Origin of the sequence: Candidatus Tisiphia endosymbiont of Stenodema calcarata (assembly GCF_964030695.1) — a bacterium.
Taxonomy (GTDB): domain Bacteria; phylum Pseudomonadota; class Alphaproteobacteria; order Rickettsiales; family Rickettsiaceae; genus Tisiphia.
In genome coordinates this window covers 1,294,304-1,315,263 of record NZ_OZ034911.1, presented here as the reverse complement: position 1 = coordinate 1,315,263, position 20,960 = coordinate 1,294,304, and the positions used below count along the sequence as shown (strand labels likewise).

Annotated in this window: 20 protein-coding genes, 1 tRNA gene and 1 pseudogene; 6 read left to right on the top strand and 16 right to left on the bottom strand. The window is 33.2% G+C overall.

All coding sequences use genetic code 11. From position 1 onward, the window contains the following. Positions 1 to 182: 182 nt before the first annotated feature. The 5 genes from mraY to cysS all read right to left on the bottom strand — a co-directional run bounded on the left by mraY (position 183) and on the right by cysS (position 6,771). The gene (gene mraY / locus ACQH1W_RS06270) at positions 183 to 1,268 is read right to left on the bottom strand and encodes a phospho-N-acetylmuramoyl-pentapeptide-transferase (RefSeq protein ID WP_341761607.1); all 1,086 of its coding nucleotides are present in this window, start codon (positions 1,266 to 1,268) and stop codon (positions 183 to 185) included. Continuing rightward, positions 1,265 to 2,635: a UDP-N-acetylmuramoyl-tripeptide--D-alanyl-D-alanine ligase gene (locus ACQH1W_RS06265; RefSeq protein ID WP_375332733.1), complete on the bottom strand. Its 1,371-nt coding sequence runs from the start codon at positions 2,633 to 2,635 to the stop codon at positions 1,265 to 1,267. The genes mraY and ACQH1W_RS06265 overlap by 4 nt, the downstream gene beginning before the upstream one ends. 27 nt (positions 2,636 to 2,662) lie before the next feature. Next, a complete protein-coding gene (gene tsf, locus ACQH1W_RS06260; protein WP_341762679.1) occupies positions 2,663 to 3,580 on the bottom strand; it encodes a translation elongation factor Ts in 918 nt (305 codons plus the stop codon). A 390-nt stretch (positions 3,581 to 3,970) separates the two neighbouring features. After that, on the bottom strand, positions 3,971 to 4,858 hold the full coding sequence (rpsB, locus tag ACQH1W_RS06255; RefSeq protein WP_375332735.1) for a 30S ribosomal protein S2: 888 nt from the start codon (positions 4,856 to 4,858) through the stop codon (positions 3,971 to 3,973). A 530-nt stretch (positions 4,859 to 5,388) separates the two neighbouring features. Next, positions 5,389 to 6,771, bottom strand: a complete 1,383-nt coding sequence (gene cysS / locus ACQH1W_RS06250) for a cysteine--tRNA ligase (protein ID WP_375332736.1) — start codon at positions 6,769 to 6,771, stop codon at positions 5,389 to 5,391. Positions 6,772 to 6,838: 67 nt separating this feature from the next. On the opposite strand from cysS, the gene rodA reads away from it, so the two are divergent. Further along, entirely contained in the window at positions 6,839 to 7,942 is a 1,104-nt protein-coding gene (gene rodA / locus ACQH1W_RS06245; protein WP_341763444.1) for a rod shape-determining protein RodA, read from the top strand. On the opposite strand, the gene ACQH1W_RS06240 is transcribed toward rodA, so the two are convergent. Further along, on the bottom strand, positions 7,935 to 8,039 hold the full coding sequence (locus ACQH1W_RS06240) for a palindromic element RPE1 domain-containing protein (RefSeq protein WP_341762676.1): 105 nt from the start codon (positions 8,037 to 8,039) through the stop codon (positions 7,935 to 7,937). The genes rodA and ACQH1W_RS06240 overlap by 8 nt on opposite strands. Before the next feature lie 133 nt (positions 8,040 to 8,172). Between ACQH1W_RS06240 and ACQH1W_RS06235 the strand changes: the two genes are divergently transcribed. Further along, positions 8,173 to 8,247: transfer RNA gene (locus ACQH1W_RS06235), tRNA-Asn, on the top strand. Between the two features lie 46 nt (positions 8,248 to 8,293). Here the strand turns inward: ACQH1W_RS06235 and ACQH1W_RS06230 are convergent. Then, positions 8,294 to 9,238 (bottom strand): hypothetical protein, encoded by a 945-nt coding sequence (locus ACQH1W_RS06230; protein ID WP_425361008.1) that lies wholly within the window; start codon positions 9,236 to 9,238, stop codon positions 8,294 to 8,296. Positions 9,239 to 9,665: 427 nt separating this feature from the next. Here ACQH1W_RS06230 and ACQH1W_RS06225 point away from each other — a divergent pair, with 427 nt between their 5' ends. The 3 genes from ACQH1W_RS06225 (at position 9,666) to ACQH1W_RS06215 (ending at position 12,299) form a co-directional block, all read left to right on the top strand. Continuing rightward, positions 9,666 to 9,953 carry a hypothetical protein gene (locus ACQH1W_RS06225; RefSeq protein ID WP_341761864.1) on the top strand — a complete coding sequence of 96 codons (288 nt, stop codon included), beginning with the start codon at positions 9,666 to 9,668 and terminating at the stop codon, positions 9,951 to 9,953. 132 nt (positions 9,954 to 10,085) lie between these two features. Beyond that, the gene (locus tag ACQH1W_RS06220) at positions 10,086 to 11,429 is read left to right on the top strand and encodes a hypothetical protein (RefSeq protein WP_375332738.1); all 1,344 of its coding nucleotides are present in this window, start codon (positions 10,086 to 10,088) and stop codon (positions 11,427 to 11,429) included. Positions 11,430 to 11,459: 30 nt separating this feature from the next. Beyond that, positions 11,460 to 12,299 carry a hypothetical protein gene (locus tag ACQH1W_RS06215; RefSeq protein WP_375332739.1) on the top strand — a complete coding sequence of 280 codons (840 nt, stop codon included), beginning with the start codon at positions 11,460 to 11,462 and terminating at the stop codon, positions 12,297 to 12,299. 647 nt (positions 12,300 to 12,946) lie between these two features. Here the strand turns inward: ACQH1W_RS06215 and ACQH1W_RS06210 are convergent. The 9 genes and pseudogenes from ACQH1W_RS06210 to ACQH1W_RS06170 form a co-directional block, all read right to left on the bottom strand. After that, complete coding sequence (locus tag ACQH1W_RS06210) at positions 12,947 to 13,237, bottom strand: RC1041 family protein (RefSeq protein WP_342279002.1); 291 nt, start codon at positions 13,235 to 13,237, stop codon at positions 12,947 to 12,949. A gap of 154 nt (positions 13,238 to 13,391) precedes the next feature. Further along, entirely contained in the window at positions 13,392 to 14,903 is a 1,512-nt protein-coding gene (locus ACQH1W_RS06205; protein ID WP_425361007.1) for an NADH-quinone oxidoreductase subunit M, read from the bottom strand. 300 nt (positions 14,904 to 15,203) lie between these two features. Beyond that, on the bottom strand, positions 15,204 to 16,691 hold the full coding sequence (gene gatA / locus ACQH1W_RS06200) for an Asp-tRNA(Asn)/Glu-tRNA(Gln) amidotransferase subunit GatA (protein ID WP_375332741.1): 1,488 nt from the start codon (positions 16,689 to 16,691) through the stop codon (positions 15,204 to 15,206). A 3-nt stretch (positions 16,692 to 16,694) separates the two neighbouring features. Next, a complete protein-coding gene (gatC, locus tag ACQH1W_RS06195; RefSeq protein WP_341751542.1) occupies positions 16,695 to 16,997 on the bottom strand; it encodes an Asp-tRNA(Asn)/Glu-tRNA(Gln) amidotransferase subunit GatC in 303 nt (100 codons plus the stop codon). 132 nt (positions 16,998 to 17,129) lie between these two features. After that, entirely contained in the window at positions 17,130 to 17,690 is a 561-nt protein-coding gene (frr, locus tag ACQH1W_RS06190) for a ribosome recycling factor (RefSeq protein ID WP_341762670.1), read from the bottom strand. A 3-nt stretch (positions 17,691 to 17,693) separates the two neighbouring features. Continuing rightward, positions 17,694 to 18,413, bottom strand: a complete 720-nt coding sequence (gene pyrH, locus ACQH1W_RS06185) for a UMP kinase (RefSeq protein WP_341751544.1) — start codon at positions 18,411 to 18,413, stop codon at positions 17,694 to 17,696. Between the two features lie 174 nt (positions 18,414 to 18,587). After that, complete coding sequence (locus ACQH1W_RS06180) at positions 18,588 to 19,055, bottom strand: type II toxin-antitoxin system RatA family toxin (protein ID WP_425361006.1); 468 nt, start codon at positions 19,053 to 19,055, stop codon at positions 18,588 to 18,590. Between the two features lie 7 nt (positions 19,056 to 19,062). Next, a pseudogene (locus ACQH1W_RS06175) lies at positions 19,063 to 19,149 on the bottom strand (DUF1674 domain-containing protein); the annotation flags it as partial. Positions 19,150 to 19,213: 64 nt separating this feature from the next. Continuing rightward, positions 19,214 to 20,011: an isocitrate lyase/PEP mutase family protein gene (locus tag ACQH1W_RS06170; RefSeq protein ID WP_341762668.1), complete on the bottom strand. Its 798-nt coding sequence runs from the start codon at positions 20,009 to 20,011 to the stop codon at positions 19,214 to 19,216. A 159-nt stretch (positions 20,012 to 20,170) separates the two neighbouring features. On the opposite strand from ACQH1W_RS06170, the gene ACQH1W_RS06165 reads away from it, so the two are divergent. Next, positions 20,171 to 20,938, top strand: coding sequence for a 16S rRNA (uracil(1498)-N(3))-methyltransferase (locus ACQH1W_RS06165; RefSeq protein WP_425361005.1), 768 nt, complete (start codon positions 20,171 to 20,173; stop codon positions 20,936 to 20,938). Positions 20,939 to 20,960: the final 22 nt, after the last annotated feature.

Sequence of the window (20,960 nt, the reverse complement as noted above, 5' to 3'; positions counted from 1 at the left end):
TTTATCTTAGATCAACTATATAGCAAATAATTAAATAATCAACAATAATTTAATCATAGACTGTAAAATAATTTAAAATTACAATTAATAATTGCTATATGTCATAATCATTAATGAGAAGTAGGTAGTGCCGTCTTCGATCGCTCCTGCTACCCAATCCTCCTGAATTGACTATAGCTTTTCTATCGCAGTTTTAGTGAAGATAAACCAATTAGAGCAAATATTATGGCTATAATCCAAAAGCGTATCACAACTTTTGATTCTGGCCAGCCATGTTTCTCAAAATGATGGTGCAGCGGGGCCATTTTGAAAATTCTTTTACCATTAGTAGCTTTAAAATAATATACTTGAATAATTACTGATAAAGTTTCAATAACAAATAATCCGCCGATAATTGCTAGTACAATTTCATGTTTGGTTATAACGCTAATAACACCAAGAACGCCACCAAGACTTAGGCTTCCAGTATCTCCCATAAAAATTTCTGCTGGCTGTGCATTAAACCATAAGAATCCTAGGCTAGCACCAACAATTGAAGCACAGAAGATAGTTAATTCAGAAATATTTGGTATATACATAATTTGTAGATAATTTGCATAGAAACTATTACCAACCAAGTAAATAATTAAGGTAAAAGAACCTGCAGTAATAGCAATAGGTACTATGGCAAGACCATCAAGACCATCTGTTAGATTCACCGCATTTGATGCACCAACTATAACAAACATGCTAAATGGTATATAAAACAAACCTAAATCAATCAATAAATTTTTAAAAAATGGAATAGTGAGCAGATTGTTTCCCTGACTATTGGAATCTCTTAATAGTAAACAGGCAATTAGACAAATAGTGAACTGAAATAATAATTTCTTCTTTCCGCTAACGCCTCTATAGTGGTGTTTTGTTACTTTAGCATAATCATCCATAAAACCAAGTACACCAAAACTAACAAAGACAAATAACACTATCCATATATATTTATTAGTAAGGTCAGAGAATAATAGAGTGGAAAAACAAACGGTGAGGATAATCATTATCCCCCCCATAGTTGGTGTTCCTACTTTTGCTTTGTGCGTTTCTGGTCCGTCGTCACGAATTGGTTGACCATATTTTTGTAAATTTTGTAAAAATCTAATTAATCTAGGTCCTATTAAAAAAGAAAGGGTCAAACTAAATAATATGGCAAGTCCAATACGAAAAGTAACATAGTGGAATAAATTTGCTATATGTAATTTATGTATATAGGGGGCAAGAAGGTTGTATATCATTGTAGCAATTCAAAAGATTGTGTAATTTTACTAAGTTTGATACTGTTAGATCCTTTTAGTAAGAGTAATTCATCGCCTTTAAGTAATTCATTTAAGTTTTCTATCAACAAATCAACATTATCAAAATGCATTTTTTCTATGTCATTTGGCAAAGAATCGTATATATATTTGGTAAGATTACCTACTAAAAAAACCCTCTTAGCACCGGAGTCAACAATTGCTGGTATTAAGTCTTTATGGAATTTTATGGAATTTTCTCCCAATTCTAGCATATCACCTAGTATAGCAACTTTTTTCTGTCCACTAAGCTGTTTTAGATATAATAAAGCAGCTTTTACTGATGCTGGATTAGCATTATAATAATCACAGATAATTTGATAGTTCTGACCATTATATTTAGCGTTGACTAGTTTACCACGTCCTTCAGTTAATGATATTTTGCTTAATTGTGTTGCTGCAGCATTAATATCTAAGTTCAGTATTGCTGCTACCTGAAGAGCGGCAGTATAATTTCTAGCATAATGTTCCGGTACAAAAGGAATTTTAATATCTATTTTAGTGTTACAGATAGAATAATGTAGACGTACTTCTTGTCCAATATGCTCATATGATATTAATCTAGAATCTGTGCCTTCGGACTTACCAAAACTATATATATTATTAATCGATAATTGTTTAAGATTTTGTAAAATTCGGTCATAATATTGATGGTCTGAATTTACAACAGCTATGCCATTTTTTGGCATTCCTTCAAAAATTTCACATTTGGCATCAACCAAACTAAGCATAGATTCAAAAAATTCAAGATGGGCTTCCGCTATTGTGGTGATTACTGATATGTTAGGTCGTACCATTTTTGTCAGCTCTCTTATTTCTCCTGAATGATTCATACCCATTTCAAAAACAGCATATTCTATATCATCAGGCATCGAAGCAAGATTTATAGGCACGCCAAGGTGGTTGTTAAAATTTCCTCTGCTAGCAAAAGTAGGTCCAAAATAACTTAATATAGTTTTGATTGCTTCCTTAGTACCCGTTTTACCAATACTACCGGTAACACCAATAAACCTTGCTTTAGATTTTTTACGTTTATACTCAGCCATGTGGTGTAGAGCAGTTAAGGTATCAGAGACCATAATTACTTTATTATCAGGTAATCCTTTTATTTCCTTACTAATAATTACTGCATTTGCTCCTTGTTCTAGAGCGTGTAAGGCATAATTATGTCCATCATTATTACCTTGCAGAGCAATGAATAAATCGCCGTTTGCAACGGAATTAGAGTTAAATTGAATCTGCCTCCCCTGAATATCAGGATGTACTTCAATATTCAACGCACTACTTAAGTCTTTTGCTGACCAAATCATTATTTTCTCAAATATAATCAGTTTTTCCTAGCTTTGCATGACAGCTGCAACTTCGTCCGCAAAATTTTTATCTTCTTGCTTTATGCCTGCACCTAGTTCATATCTTATAAACTGTGTAATTTTAATCGAAGTTCCTAATTCTTTTGCAGTGTTATCCATAACTTCAGAAACTGTTAATTTATCATCAAATAAAAAGTTTTGTTCAAGCAGAACAACTTCTGCTAGGAACTTACGTATTCTACCTTCAACCATTTTTTCAATGATATTGTCCGGTTTACCGGAAGCTTTTGATTGTTCAAAAAATATATTTTTTTCACGTTCAATTAATGTTTGATCCAAACTTGATGCATCAAGGCTATAAGGATTACTTGCCGCTATATGGGTAGCAATTTTCTGTCCAAATTCTAGGAGCTTAGCTTTATCTTTGGTAGTTGATTGTAAGCCAACAATGACAGAAATCTTACCTAGACCATCAGCAACAGTATTATGTACATAAGATGCAACCACACCTTCTGATACCCGTAAAACATCCATACGACGTAGATTTAAATTTTCACCAATTGTAGCAATATTGTCTAATATTTCTTCTTCAACTGATCTACCTGTTGATGTTTTTGCTAATTTTAGTGATGGTAAATTATCTTGTGTCAAAGCTAGTTCAGCAATATTCCTAACCAATTGCTGAAACTTATCGTTTCTTGCAACAAAATCTGTTTCCGAATTTACTTCTATAATAGCCCCAACATTATCTTTAATGCTTATTGCTGTTAGTCCTTCAGCAGCAATTCTATCTGCTTTTTTTGCTGCAGCTGATAATCCTTTTTTTCTTAACCAGTCAATAGCTGCTTCAAAATCTCCCTTTGTTTCAAGCAAGGCCTTCTTGCAGTCCATCATTCCTGCAGCAGTTTTTTCTCTTAATTGTTTTACAAGTCCAGCATTTATCATTTTATTCTCCTTTATTTAAGGTTTATAGTTATTTTTATTGGAAAAACTATTTAGTCTTTTCTAGCCCCCTGCTTTCGCAGGGGTGACATCAAAGGGGAATCAGGGGTAGCATCAACCCCATAACTGTTGAAAGTTAAAAAATCGTCTATTAGCGAGAAGTAGCTGTAAGGCTTAAATCGTCATTGCGAGCGAACGTACGTGAGCGTGGCAATCCATGAAGTTTGTCATATAGATTGCTTCGTCGACCTGCGGTCTCCTCGCAATGACGCCTATGCACAATGACAGTTTTTTAACTTTCAACAGTTATGCACCTTGACCATTTGACTCCTGCTACTATCATGATTTTGATTCTATCGTCTATCAACTCTTCATTTACGAGCAGTATACTAGTTATTTTGTTGTTGTAGCAACTTCTGCAAGCTCTAAAGCTGTCTCAAACTCTGACTCTAGTGCTTCTTGATTATTTAGGTCTAGAGTTTTAGAAAATTTCTTGGTTGATTTTAACTTAGTAACACCTTTTATATTTGTACCTTTTTCTTCATGAGTAGCTATGCTTCCTAAATCAACACCAGATGCAGCTAAAGCCTCTTCTATACCGGCAAGTACGGCATCAGCAAACAAGGTGCAATAAAGTCTTATAGATCTTATTGCATCATCATTACCGGGAATAGGGTAGTCTATATTGTCTGGATTGGAGTTAGTGTCAACAATAGCAATTATTGGAATACCTAACTTTACTGCTTCTTGGATTGCTAAATGCTCCTTATTAGTATCAATTACCACAAGCAAATTGGGTCTTGTTCCAATATGTCTAATACCCCCTAAGGATTTAAGTAATTTATCCTTTTTACGGGTCATTTCCAGTATTTCTTTCTTAGTATAACCGGAATATTCCTCTTCATTCCCCAAAACTTTCTCAAGATTATCCAGCTTTTTTATTGAGCCAGAAATTGTTCCCCAGTTGGTTAACATACCACCAAGCCATCTGTGGTTAACGTAATATTGCCCACATTTCTCTGCATATTCAGCTACTATATCACTGGCTTGAACTTTAGTACTGACAAATAATATTTTACCATTTTTCTTGACAGTTTCATAAATTATACCCAAAGCTCTCTGCATTAAGGCAGTAGTTTGTTGTAAGTCAATTACGTGGATATCATCTCTGACACCATAAATGTAAGATGCCATTTTTGGATTCCAACGTGAGGTTTTATGACCAAAATGCACCCCAGCATCAAGTAAATCTCTGACATTAACAGCTTGTAGTTTAGACATTATTAAATCTCCTTAAAATGTTAGTTATGTACCTAATTATAGGTACTCCTCCGTAAGAGTTGATACCAAAGAAATTGGACTAACAACTAGGCTCTTACGTGTGAATTTTGCTTATTATAATTAACCATACTAGCATTTAGCCATAGCAAACTAGCGTCATTGTGAGGAGTCACTTTAGTCACAACTGTTGAAAGTTAAAAATCGTCATCGCGAGGCGTCGATAGACACCGTGGCGATCTCATGAAGTAAGCTCTTCTTCACAAGATTGCCACGTCGTCTCGCTTACAGCGACTCCTCGCTAATAGACGGTTTAGGGCTTACAAAGGTTATTGCAGTGACGATTTTTAACTTTCAACAGTTGTGCGGTTTACGCCTCCTCGCAATGACTGAGTAATGCTAATCGGGTTAACTATATATTTTAAGCAAAGCTTATTATATATTCAATCAACATATTTGCAAGGGTTATGTAACTTTTTATTGTCAATATGGAAGAAATATCAAGCAGCCTCAACACAGAAAAGATCACTTAATCAAACTTTTCTCCAACTAGTTGATCCATCTAGTTTATCTTCTAGAATTATGCCATCTTTTGATAAATTTTGACGAATTTGGTCGGCTAATAACCAATTTTTTTGTAATTTGGCCTGCCTACGTTGCTCAATATGCTGGAGAATCGGTTCATCGTTTATTTCACAGTAAAACCACCTACTCGCTGATTGGGTCATTAGACCTATAAAATTGCTGCATGAAAGTAAGTAAGAGGCATATAAGTATTTATCATCTTCTTTGTTACTCGCAAAGACCAGTTTAGCATAATCGTTTATTATTTTAATGGCTAGAGGTGTATTCATATCATCGAATAAGTGAGATAAAAATTCTTTTGGAATGTTCTGAACGTCAAGTTTGTTAATGTCCAAATTTTCTATCGCTCTATACCAATAATTCATTGTTTTTGTAGCATCTTCTAGAGCTTTATTGTTGTAATCTAATGGTTTACGGTAGTGGCTACTCAGTAACAGTAATCTAACTACGTTACCAGGGATTTTTTTATCTATCAAGTCTTTTACAGTAATAAAATTATTGAGCGATTTACTCATTTTCTCACCATTACAGGTCAGAAATCCATTATGCACCCAATATTTAGCAAAGTGAGAGTTCGGGAAAGCACATGTACTTTGTGCTATCTCATTAGTATGATGAGGAAAAATTAAGTCTGCCCCTCCACCATGAATGTCAAAATTTTCTCCGAGATATTTATAGCTCATCGCTGAACATTCTATATGCCAGCCTGGTCTACCTCTTCCCCAAGGGCTATCGAAATTTGCCAATATTTCTTCATCTTTACTGGCTGGTTTCCATAATACAAAATCATGTGGTTGCTTTTTTGATGGATTATTTTCAATACGCACTCCCTCTAGCATTTCATCAAGATTACGATTTGATAATTTTGTATAATTTGGGGCGGTAGAAATATCGAAATAAACGTGATTATCTGCGATGTAAGCATGGTTTAGGTTAAGTAATTTTTGAATAATCACAATCATGTCATCAATATGCATGGTGGCTTTTGGCTCAATATTTGGCGTTTTGCAACCTAGATATTGCATATTAGCATGAAATTCTTCGGTAATTCTAACTGTTAAGTCAGAAATCGTTATTTTGAGTTCTTTGGCTCTATTTATTATCTTATCATCAACATCGGTAATATTACGCACATATTTTATATGATTTTGACCAAATATTTTTCTTAGTGAGCGATATAAAATATCGTATACTACTACGGACCTAGCGTTACCAATATGGGGATGATCGTAGACAGTTGGACCGCAAACATACATTTTTACTAAATTACTATCTAGCGGTATGAAAACTTCTTTCTTGTGAGTAAGTGTGTTATGTAATAATAATTTCATGTTTTTTAATCGTAATCAATAATATCATTTTACAGCTAATTTTTATGGATATCTACCTAGAATGTCAATTCAAAGAAATTATTTTGAAAAACTAAAAAAATTACCAATTACTTTAATTATTCTTATTAGTGTGATTTGTAGCATTGGTTTTGTTATACTATATTCCGCTTCAGACAGTAATATTCACCCTTGGGCGTATAAGCAGATGATGCATTTTTTCCTGTTTTTACCAGTTGTGATTATTATTGCAACTATTGATATAAAGTATATATTTAAGTTTTCATACATATTTTATATTGCTATTATTATCTTATTAGTTAGTGTTGAGCTTTTTGGCTCTATTTCTATGGGAGCAAAGCGTTGGATAGATTTAGGAGTTATCCGTGTGCAGCCTTCTGAACCAACAAAATTAGCAGTAGTGTTAATGTTAGCTAGGTATTTTCATCAACTAAAGATTGAGGATTTTGCTAGATTTTACAAGATATTATTGCCTATAATAGGTGTGATAGTACCAGTTATACTGATAATAAAAGAACCGGATCTAGGTACTGGAGTGATTAATATCATTATTGCTAGTATTATTTTTTTTGCTGCTGGTTTTAGAGTAAGAAATTTTGTGATAATTGGTATTATAGTCCTTACTTGCATACCAGTTATGTGGCAAGTGATGCATGATTATCAAAGAAAACGAATCATGGTTTTTTTTGATCCTGAGAAAGATCCTCTTGGAGCTGGATATAACATTATTCAATCAAAAATCGCTATTGGTTCTGGTGGATTGTGGGGCAAGGGGTTAGCTAAAGGTAGCCAAAGCCATCTAGATTTTTTACCAGAGCATCAAACCGATTTTATCTTTGCTACTTTTGCTGAAGAATTTGGTTTTGTTGGTAGTTTGTTTCTGTTAATTCTCTATTCTGCAATTATAATAATTTCATTAATGATTGCTGTGAATTGTAGAGCTATATTTAGTAAACTGATGGTAATAGGCATAACATCAATCCTATTTAGTCATGTATTTATAAATATAGCTATGGTGATGGGATTATTGCCAGTGGTAGGTGTGCCTTTGCCTTTTATATCTTACGGTGGTACAATGATGGTATCAATGCTTATTGGATTTGGATTAGTAATGAATGCTCAGGTACACCAGCATAGTAATGTTTTTAAATAGACCTCTTGCATAATTCTACTTCTGTTGGTAATTTGTACGTGATACCGGTACTCTGCTCCTCACGTACATTTGAGTATGCTGCGGGTTGAGGTTTCAAGTTGCCTTTAAATTCCTCAGCATAAGCGAATTCTGTAAGAGATCTATTTATTTTTTATAGATAAAATAAGAAAATACTAGACCATAGTCAAAAGATTTGTTATAAGAAACCTAGTCTATATAAAGGCAAATGTTCCTCGGTAGCTCAGTGGTAGAGCAAACGGCTGTTAACCGTTCGGTCGCTGGTTCGAGTCCGGCCCGGGGAGCCATTCAAGACTAGTAGTAATTTTTTCGGATATATCAAACGGGAGTATTCTAGTAAGCTACTTTATCTCTTGAAATCATAGCAGTATTACTCAAACATAGTTCTTTTTGTAAATTTTTCCATAAAAACTGATCTGATTGAACTAATTTAATCAATTTATCTAGGGCTACTTTATCTTCATTACCATTTCCATGGATTAGTACTATGTCACCATCTTTAACTGTCTCATGTTCAGGAAGCTTATGTATCCATGCACTTGCACCTAATTGTATTAGCCCATAAGAAGTTAATATATCTAATATTTCTTGACTGGCTACTAACCCAGGAAATCTAAAAAATAGAGATGGTAATTCGCCCATTTCAATTAGCAAGTGTTCGGTTTGTAATATTTCATTTTCTATATCAGTATTTGGCAGTAATAAAAAATTGTCTGTAAAATCTTTATCAGGGTAGAAAATATGACTAAAACTATGATTAACCCACGTGATTTTTATATTTTGGGTTGGAAGAGTTTGTAACCACATAAAGTCTTCTAGATGAGTTGCTATCCATAAACCACTTACAGCTATTAATAGGTTTATTTCTTGACTTCTTTTAGCAGTTTTTAAAATTGCATCAAATAAATTATGTTCTAACATTTTTATTGATGGACACATATCTATGGATAAAAAACATCCTTTGACTCCTGGAATATTCTTGAGGCCTTGATTCTCTCTACTATCTTTTATATTATTAAAATAATACAATGATCTATAGTATACAGAAGATTCAAGTTCCTTTAATGAGAAATATCTTCCATCTTGATCACTCTTACGGTAAGCACATAAGTTCTGAGCGACTATCTTAATTTCTAGAGTATTAATATTAACTATTACAAAATAGTCCTCATTACTCCTTTTAAATGACCGAATTACAATAAATGACTGATTATTAAATATGCATGGTATATGAGATGTTTTTTTGTAATTAAAGATTAACTTATTTGTTTGTTGCATAAACCTCTTGTTCTTATTACATATTGGAAATTAGGTACAAACTTATAACACCAAAACCTCACTGTTTCATGACTTAGTATAATCCCATGATAGACCATATGTTCCTGAATATCACGATAACTGTTATTGAACCTATGATATAACCATACTGCATGATTGATAATACTAACTGGAAAACGATGTCTCTTTGGAGGTTTATTGATGTACATAAATATAAGTAATAGATTACATGATTATTATGAAACCATTCTATAAATATATACTATCTATTATACAATCCAAATTATTTTTTAGCTTAACTTGACGATGCCATTATGAATGTTTACAAAAATTTTCAAATAACTGCTTGCATAAAGTGAGAATGTAGTATATGTTGCTGCAGCAATAAAAACCGTATTAAACGGTTTATCGTAAAAATAGAGTATATATGCTAAAATCTGTAGAAACAAACAACATAAATCTAACAAATTATCTAATGACAAAAGATAATGTAAATATAAAGAATGCTAATACACCATTGAGCCTAAATACCATAAATATCCATAACAAATATATAAAAGTTAAAATAACAACAGTAGATTTATTGTTCTCAACACAAAAGCAGAATAGAGGTATTCTAAATATTCTATTAACTAATCAACAAGTATATATATCATACATAATAAAAAACAAGACAAACTCCTTATTTAAAACAGTAAGTGATAGCCTTCCTTAATAACTCTTTTAAAACAAGAGGTAAAGGTACGGAAGAACCGTGACCAATATCCCGAAGTTTTATCAAACAAATTCTTCAAAGAAAATAATATACGCAATCTAAATTATTAACACATTAAACTTGAGGTTTTACATGAATTTATCTAATCTTCTTATTTGGCTCTCTCCTTTGGTGAGTGGTATTAACTCTGTTTATGGTTTCAGAAATACTAATGAAATAGATGCAAATGGCACATCATTCGTAACTTACGATAATAATGATATTTTAGACTCATTTAACACTAAAACACCTTTTGATTTACTTGAGCAAGAAAAAATTGATCCGTATTTTACAGAAAAACTAGAATCTAAAACAGTACCTATAGAGAAACATTTTGTCCCAGAATTATTTAGAACCATGGATGCAAAAATATCTGACGATAACACTCCATATTTTCAGATAAAGCATCCTTTAAACATGAGCTTAACTCTCAAAGGCTTTACTGCTGATCAGATATTAAAGGTTAAGGCCAGTATTCGTGAATCTATTGCAATATTTGACAGCACAATTGGAATAATACCATCTGAAATGGAACACAAATGTACTCTTACCAAGTGGGATGCTCCTCATGGATACATAGCGGGACAGTATATGCCTGGAGGTAACGATCCAGAAAATCCCAATATTATACGATGTGCAATGACAGCTATAATAGGAACACCAGAAGAGTATGATGGTAGTGTTGTGGTACATGAAGTAGCTCATGCCATTCAATATTATAACACTGATGGTAAAGGGATAAGGACGTTATTATCTGAAGGAATTGCAGCATTTGTTCAACGTAATAATGACAATTCTAAACATTTGATTAATTCAGCTCGCTCTCTTTTTAATAACAAGGCATTGCAAAATTATAATGACGATCAAGTTCTAGAGAACTCTATTGGACGATATACAATAGGACCCGTTATAATAAAGTATTATCAAGAATATACACCAGGAACAATAAGAAACTTTTTGGAATGTCGGAAAAATAAAGAAGAACCACAATGTGTAGCTACACACTTAAAACCATACTTTGATGTATCAAAGTTCAAAAAATGGCTAAGTGATAGTGCAGATCCTGCAGCAGCACAGGATACACCCTTTGTTATTATATGCAACCCTAACAGTTCAAAATATGAAATATCATCTTGCGATTCAGGTACAGTGAAATGGGCTGAGGAAGAACTTAATAACCATACCGCAATGTATCAGAGAGTCCAAGGTTGCTTCCCTCATAAACAAAAACATATACCTTCAGATAGTGATATTATAGTCTATTATGATAACTACAAAATATCCTATAATATTAAGGCAGGAGCATCGCTTACTACAATCCAGCAGAGTTCTGCTACAACATATAATTGTGGTACCCATTGGGGAGATTGGCTCTTAGAACTAATACATAGAACGGAAGATGCTATAAGTGATGACAAGAGTTGTGTCTCAATATAACAAGAGATAGGTCGGACTATAATTAAGAATATGCAGAGTTGTCATGCTACTAATAGTGTACAGCCTACTACAACTGTACAGCCTACAAGTGTAGCATCTACTACAACTCCTTATCATATAGATAAAATATTACTAATAAAATGTGATTCTTCTGACTCAGTATGTGTAGTATTTCATTGCAATACACTTAATGGTCTGAATATAGTAGATTCTTATATTAGAGATCATTGTCGATCAATGCCAGTTACAACTCATAATCATCAGGGTAATAATATTGCAGTTACTATAGTCAAAGATGACAACGCTATTCAACAGTTCGAGTGTATTGACGGCTGGGGTGATTGGTTAATGCAACAAATTCAAGGTTCTACTATACAGAGCCTGTTTGCTAATAGAGATATTCCTCATGGTTGTAGAAGTACAACAACTACTACTCCATCTACTCATACTGAAGATAATAACACTGAAGAATCAACAAGCTCTTCTATACCATTAGCTATAGTTGGAACAGGAATAGCAGTAACCACCCTAATAGCAATCACAATATATGCTATAAAAAAAATTAAAAGTGGTGGTAGTTCAATTGGTCAGCAAGAAAACTCAATTGTTGAGATGACTATGTCAGCACTTGGTAAAATATTTTCACATCACAATGATGAACCTCTTTCTGCAATACCTGATCAGCCAAAAGCGATACATATAATAACAAAGCAAGATATTAAATCACCTAATCTAAATACGACGACACTCTCGCCAACAATAACTCTTATTAATATATTTGGTACTGAGAATTCAGCAGAGCCATTATTAGGAGAGCATACATACTATGAGATACCATTTGAATCACCGTTATTAGGTCAGCAGGCATAGTCAAGTTAAGTTGAGAAATAATGAAGAACTTGTCAATGTAAATATAGAAAAAATAGCTTCCATGGGGAACATACTCTTCTGCTTTGAAGAATTGGTTTTTGCAAATATACTGTTCGTAAATGAAGAGTTGGTAGACGAAGGTCAACTTCAAGAAGAGCTAGGAGTGTCAAAGTCGAGCAGCGGAGCGTACATTAGTACGTGAGCAGCGGAGATCTTTAGACACGACGACGCCAATTCTTGAAGTTCATCGAGTATACTTGCGGGGTATAGTCAATTCGATATAAGAATTGTTAATTTTTATATCGCATTGAGATAAATCCAATTCTCCAAATCATTCGAGTATACACATAATAAAACCTTGATTGCAAAGGCAGCCCCATAGTACCATACATTTTTTATATAACCACTATTAAAATGGCTACTGATCGTCTATTAGCGAGGAGACGCTGAAAGAGGCAACGCGGCAATCCAGGATACGCCTAGAAAAAACAGCTTCGCTGTTTACCTGGATCGCTACGGCATCTAAAGAGCCTTGCTATGACGATTATAGAAAAATGTAGGGTACTATGAGGCAGCCCCTACACCACATGGAATGTTGAACTAGGATATAATACTCCTATACTAAGCAAAGCATGTGAACTTAGGGTTTACTTGGTTTTTGTTGGGGTATTTTGATCAGTCTGTCGATCTAGCTGTTGATTTGACTGTTCTTGTTTCAAAAGCTTACTTTTCTCCTCTATTGAGTTAAGAAAGAAATAAGTAAACGTTAGAAACCCGACCAAAAGCGGGATAACGACAAATATAATTGCCTTTAATTTTCTAGCCGATTCTTCACGATCCAAGCGGCTTTCTCTTTCTTCTTCTGTTTCTTCAATCTTTTCTGTTTCAACATTTAATTCGTTAGTAATAATTTCTGAATTTAAATTGTCTTTTAACATTTGTATAACCTATTAATTCTATAGTTAAGAAAGATTTTAATAAACCCTAGCATAGTTGTTTGGGTCTTACAAGTAATAATATAAAATTAATTTATAAATATCTAAAAAAATCGTTAAATCATTAAAATAATAATAATTAAGTTAATTTAAGTAATTATTTTACAACACAAGGTATTTGTGATAAAATTTTATGAGTTGATAAATCCAGTATGTTTATAATTGTATTTGGTAACAAACCTAAATAAATTATTGCTACACAAAGCGGCATAATTGCAAGTATCTCATAAAGATATAGATCTTTAAAACTTATAACCTGATTATTAGTAATTTGTCCTAGCATTACTTCCTTATAAAGTTTTAGCATATAAACAGCTCCAAGAATAATGCCAACACTACTTATAATAGCTGCTACTACATTAGCTTGATAAATACCTACCAAACTTAAAAATTCTCCTATAAAACCGCTAGTGCCTGGTAAACCTATAGAGCCAAGCATGGCAATCATGAAAAAGGTGGCGAGTATTGGCATTTTATTTGCCACTCCACCATATTTGTCTATCTCCTTAGTATGCAATCTATCATACAAAGTACCAATTATCAAAAACAAAGCAGATGCCACAGTGCCATGACTAATCATTTGATATATGGCTCCCTTAATCCCAGCTTCTGTTAAGCTAAAAATTCCTCCAGTCACATAGCCCATATGAGCTATCGATGAATAAGCTATCATCTTTTTCATGTCTCTTTGAGTCAGTGCTACTAGTGAACCATATATTACAGCAAAAATACTCAGCACTAATACATAAAATGCAAATTCTTTTGATATATTTGGAAACATTGGTAATGATACACGTAAAAACCCATATGCTCCAAGTTTTAACAATATACCAGCCAAAATGACAGATCCAGCAGTTGGTGCTTGTACGTGTGCATCAGGAAGCCACGTATGGAACGGCAGCATAGGAACTTTCACTGCGAAGGCTATAAAGATTGCCCACCATAAAACCCTCTGCACCGGTAATGTTAATGAAGGTACTAATTCGTTTAGATCAAGCATATTAAAACTATGAACTTGGCTATAAATATATATGAGTGACAATAAGAAAAATACCGACCCCAAAAAAGTATAGAGGAAGAATTTTACGGCAGCATAAACTTTATTTTCCCCTCCCCAAATTCCTATAATTATATACATAGGGATCAATATTACTTCAAAAAATAAGTAAAATAATAGTAAATTCATTGAGCAGAAAGCCCCAATGCAAAAAGACTCAATTAATAAAAAACAAAATAAGAATTCTTTGATATATTTTTTGACGGTAAATAAGCTAGCTATAATACAGATAAGGGTTAAAAAGCTTGTCAGAACAACAAAAAATATTGAAATTCCGTCAACTCCAATGTGGAATTCAAGACCTATAGATTGAATCCAACTATAACATTCTACAAATTGATAAAGTTTTGATGTATTATCAAATTGAACTAATAAATAAATAGTAGATATTAGGGTTAGGATAGAGCTTAAAACTGCGACATACATCGCATAAACTTGTTTATTTTGGGCTTGCTTATTTACTGACCTACTTTGGTTGATAAATAGCAGAATATATAATGCACTTACTAAAGGCAAAAAAATACTTATTGATAAGATCGGTAACCCGGACATTTTAAGCTCTAATAATCAAATTACGCGAATTCGGGATAAAAATTTGTCAATTCTTATCCCAAATTCGGTGAAATTATCGAAACAATCAGGTTTGAGACGGCTCTGCATCTGATTGTTAAATTAATATTTTGCTAAAAACATGATTTTAAAAGATTAAAATCATGTTTTTAGCTTTAGAAAGGTTTAAAATGCATTCGCGTTAGCCGCTTTAAGAATGCATTTTTTCTTATATTAAAGCCAATTAGGGATAAAAATTAACTAATTCTTATCCCTAATTGGGGTAAATTAACTCCGATAACTTTAGCGTTTATTAGAATATACAAAACTAATATCTCTTGAACCACGCTCAATTGCTGCTGCTACCTTTAGAGTATTATATTCATCAAGGGCTTTTCCTATTACTTGCATGCCAAGAGGCAAACCTCTAGAAGATAATGCAGCAGGTACAGAGCAACAAGGAAGACCGGCAAGACTAGCTGGAATAGTAAATAAATCGTTTAAATACATTGTCACAGGATTATCTTGTTTCTCACCTAAGTTAAAAGCTTCGGATGGTGCAGATGGCAAAATTATTGCTTCAACTTGTGCAAAAGCTTTCTTGAAATCATCTGAAATCAAGCGTCTTATTTTTTGGGCTTTTAAGTAATAAGCATCCATAAAAGCAGATGAAAGTAAATAAGTACCAATCATAATACGTCTTTTAACTTCAGCACCAAAGCCAGCAGTCCTTGTTTTTTCATACATTTCCTCAATGGATATTCCCTCATTTCCTACCCTAATTCCATATCTTATACCATCATATCTAGATAAATTAGATGAGGTTTCAGCAGGTGCTATAACGTAATATGCAGCTAGAGCATATTTAGAATAGGGTAATGAAATATCAATAATTTCTGCCCCATCGTTTTTTAGAATATCAATAGTATGCTGCCACATCTTAATAATATCCGGTTGTATACCATCTTGTTTCATAATATCAAATGGTACACCTATTTTCATGTTTTTTGCACTACTATTACATGCTGATCTTAGCTCCAGTACCTCAGAGTTTATAGAAGTAGAATCCTTTTCATCAAAACCAATCATGGCTTGTAGCATTAAAGCAGTATCTTCAACAGTTCTTGTAAGTACTCCAGCTTGGTCAAGCGAACTGGCAAAAGCAATCATACCATATCTAGAACAGCGACCATATGTTGGTTTGAAGCCAACAAGCCCAGTATAACTAGCGGGCTGGCGAACAGAACCTCCTGTATCACTTCCAAGAGCTGCCATAGCTAAAAAGCTACTGACAGCAGCTGACGAGCCTCCAGAAGATCCACCAGGGACTACCGGAGTTGTAGGTGCATCTACCGCTTTCCAAGGACTAATAACGTTACCAAAATAGCTAGTAATATTAGCCGATCCCATGGCAAACTCATCCATATTAGCCTTACCAAGCATTATTGTGCCATGATCTCGAACATTTTTACTTACAGTAGATTCATATGTTGGTACAAAGTTGCTGAGTATTTTTGAGGCGGCAGTAGTTAGTACTCCTTTTGTACAAAAGAGATCTTTTACAGCAATAGGAATTCCTTCTAAGGGTCTTGCTATTCCATTATGATAATTTTGATCAGCAATTTTAGCTTGCTCTAAAGCAATATCTGTAGTTTCAGTAATATAAGCATTTAACTCTTTATGTTTGTCCATTTCTTTAATATGTGCTTTAGTCAGCTCAACACACGAAAATTCTTTATTTTTTAAGGCTTTAAGGGCTTGTGTGATGGTTAATTTTATAATTTCTGACATATTTTACTCTACTACTTTTGGGACAACAAAACATTTTACTTCTTTGGCAAGTTCTGCCTTATCATTAGGCACATTAGCAAATAATTCATCAGAAATGTCACCATACAATACTTGGTCTTTTCGCATTCTTTGGTGCATATCACAAACAGAAGTAAGTGGTTCAACGTTACTACAGTCTACATCGTTTAAAATGTTGATCATATTCATCATCTCAGTTAATTGATGGGCAAAACTGCTTATCTCTTTTTGGGTAAAATTAAACCTAGCAAGTTTTGCTATTTTTTGTACTTCTTCATTTGTAATCATTATATACCTTAAATATTATAGTCATTATAGCATGAAATATGTCTGCACTAATAGTTTATGGTTATTTTATGAAAAAATATACCTAAGTCATTTAGGTGGCATCTCTTTGAGGAATGACACCTATTTTTAGACTTAAATAGTCAGTATTTCTTGTTCTTTTTGTTTAACATGCAAGTCTACTTTATTACTATACTCATCAGTTAATTTTTGGATTTCTTCTGATAGGTTATGTTGTTCATCTTCAGTTATGATACTGTTTTTTTCTAACTTTTTTAAATCTTCATTACCATCCCTTCTTATATTACGCAAGGCAATTTTAGTATTCTCTCCATATTTGTGAGCAAACTTAACAAGCTCTTTGCGGCGTTCTTCAGTAAGTAGCGGTATTGTGATTCTTATTAGCTGTCCATCTGATGATGGGTTTAGACCCAAATTTGTATCCATAATAGCTTTTTCTACAAATTTTACTATAGATTTATCCCACACCTGTACAGTAATAGTCCGTGCATCTGGAGTTGAGAGACTTGCTACTTGCGACAATGGTACTTTATCTCCATATGCTTCAACCAATACAGGGTCAAGTAAGTTAACTGAAGCTCGACTAGTCCTGAGTCCCTTAAGTTCGTGATCTAATACCCTTATCGAACTATCCATTTTTGATTGTAATTCTTTACGTATAGTTGCTTTATCCATACTTTACTCACCTTCTTGAATTTTTGTATATTCACCTTTTCCTTGCAGTACTTTTGCAAAATTACCTTTCTCTTTAATAGAAAATACCTTAATTGGCAAGTTGTTTTCTCTAGCCACAGCAATAGCAGCAATATCCATAACTTGTAAATTATCTTTTAAAAGATTAGTATAACTTATAGTAGAATATTTCACTGCATTAAGGTTCTTTGTCGGATCTGCATTATATACACCATTAACCTTAGTACCTTTTAGTAATAAATCACAGCTCATTTCAATTGCTCTTAAAACAGCTGCACTATCAGTAGTACAAAATGGATTACCAGTACCGCCGGCAAAAATTACTACTCTACCTTTTTCTATATGTTTTTTTGCTTTACGACGTATATAAGGCTCACAAACGCTCATCATAGGGATTGCAGAAAGGACTCTAGTATGAACACCCAAACTTTCCATAATATTTTGTAGAGTAAGTGCGTTTATTACCGTGCCAAGCATGCCAATATAATCACCAGCAGCTCTTTCCATGCCAAATAAGACATCAGTGCCACGATAAATATTGCCACCGCCAACGACCACACATACTTCTATTCCAAGATCAATTGCTTCCTTTATATCTTCAGCAATTCCTAGGATTATAGAGTATTCATGACCAAATTGTTTGTTGCCCATTAAGGCTTCGCCAGAAACTTTTAATAGGACTCGTTTATATTGCAAAGAGGACATAAATTAAACTCTTGGTTTTATAAATTTTCTATGTAAACCCTAAATACACTCTCGATGTACCCCAATTCGGGATAAGAATTTGTCAATTCTTATCCCGAATTCGCATGATGTCATTCCCGCGAAGGCAGAAATCTATAGTATTTAATAACCTTTTAGGCTATTTTGATCCCTATTTCAAGAGTAGTTTGCTAAGTTTATTTTAGTTAACATAGTATCTGCCCTTTTTTCAAATGCATCAACCATTTTTTCAGTAGCATCAGTAAAAAATATATTAACTAACTTGTCAACTATTGCAAATTTCATCTTAAAATCAATAAAGAACTCTATCTTACTACCAGTATCTTCTTTGGAAAATTGCCATAAGTTTTTTAAATATTTGAATGGTCCAGAAACTGCTTCTAATTCAATAGAATAGCTTTGTTTCGTTAAATCATTTGAGTATATAATTTTTGATTGATATTTGTCTGTGAAACCTTTCAACTGAATTACTAATTCAGCTATAATTTGATTCTCGCTCTCTGAGATAATTCTAGCAGCCTTACACCATGGCAAAAATTCAGGATATGACTTTACATCAAGAACTAAGTAATATAATTCTTGTGCATTATATGGTAGAACTTTGATTTGATGAAAACTTGGCATAAATTTTTTAAAAATCAGTTACCCTACCTTTATGCTGCCAATCTCCGTGGATAGTGGGTTCTTGACCCTTGAAACCACCTATTTCCTTTGGCTTTTCTTTTTTATCTTTTATGGTAGTATCTTTTTTGTTATCCATAATATGTACTAGTCCTCTCCTATTACGTCTTTTTATTTGTATCTATATATGTTAACACTTTAGTTGCAGATTTATCCAATTCTTGCATCACTGCAATATATGGGAAAGGACCGTAACTAATTCTAGATACACCTAAATCAACAAGGTTTTTTACTGTCGTTATATCTTGCACCATTATATTGACAGGAATAGGTGAAAATTCACATAATTGTTTTATAAAATTATGATTTGCTAAGCCTGGTGCAAAAAACCCATCAGCTCCAACTTCTGCATAAGCTTTGCTTCGTTCTATAGCTTCTTTTAAGTCTTGTTCATTATGCTCAGATGTATCTTTTTGAAGAAAGATATCCGTTCTAGCATTAATGAACATATTAGGCAATAACTCCTTTATAGCTTCTTTAATTGCTTTAATTCGTTTACATTGTTCTTCTATAGAGTATCTTGCCTTTTCTTTTCCAATAATTTGATCTTCAAAATTTATACCAATTGCCCCTGTTTTAATTACGTGTTCAACATTCTCTATTAAATCACTTAACTTCGATGCAAATCCTGATTCAAAATCAAAACTCACAGGTACTTTGACTTTTTCAATAATATTCTTTAAATTTTGTAAGGCTAATTTAAGTGGGAATTTCTCACCATCTTCATAACCATAAGATTTTGCTACTGCCCAGCTACTTGTAGCTAATGCTTTCGCCCCGGACTTCTCTACAATCTGTGCTGAACCAACATCCCAAATATTATACAATACTAAAGGATTACCCTTTTTATGAAGTGTTTTAAACAAGTTATCTTCTATTTCTGTGAATTTTCTTTTCATACTACATTATCTCCTTCTATTTGAGTTAGTTTTTTTTCATTGTTGTTTTTTCCTTAATAATATATTGTTACTCAAAACATAATTTTAATTATTAAAATAATATTTTGAAGTAAATGAAAAAATCAAAATGCCTAGGTGTTAACCATTAGAGTTAAAATTATGAAAACTTCTCGTCTTCACAGAATATATACCAATATCAAACTAATTGAAAACTATTCGTTAAATCTTGCAGAAGATCATAGTCACTACCTTAAAACAGTATTACGACTAAAGGTTGGCGATCATTTTAGAATTTTTAACGGCACAGATGGTGAGTTTATAGAACAAATTACTGGTATGACAAAAAATAATTTACATGTTGGACTTACTAATATTTTAAGAAAAGCAACAGTTGAACCTGAACTTACTTTAGGAATATCCATTATTAAAAGTGATAGAATGTTGGATGCCATAGATATGGCTGTACAGCTTGGGGTAACAAAAATTATTCCACTAATCGCCGAAAGATCTCAATTTCGCACTGTTAATACTCAAAGATTGATGAAATGTATTATCGAATCTACAGAGCAGTCCGAGCGTTTAATACCCTGCATTCTTATGCCAGTAGTATCACTTAGTCTTTTCCTAGAACAAACTCTAGGTAGTTCTATAATATATGCCAATGAAAATGAAGATGAAAATAATACTTTATTAAAAATCATGCCTATATACTCATCAGATATTTCGGCAAATCTTTCAGTTGTTGTTGGTCCAGAAGGTGGTTTTTCACAAAATGAACTCCAAATGCTTTCATTAAGACCCAATACTTTATCAATAAGTCTAGGGTCAAATATCCTCCGAACTGAAACGGCCGTAGCAACATGTCTAGCACAAATTAAATTACTCACAGCTAGTTGCGTTGCAACTAAACCAATCCTCCTAAATTGACTAATAGTAATGGTGATAGCCT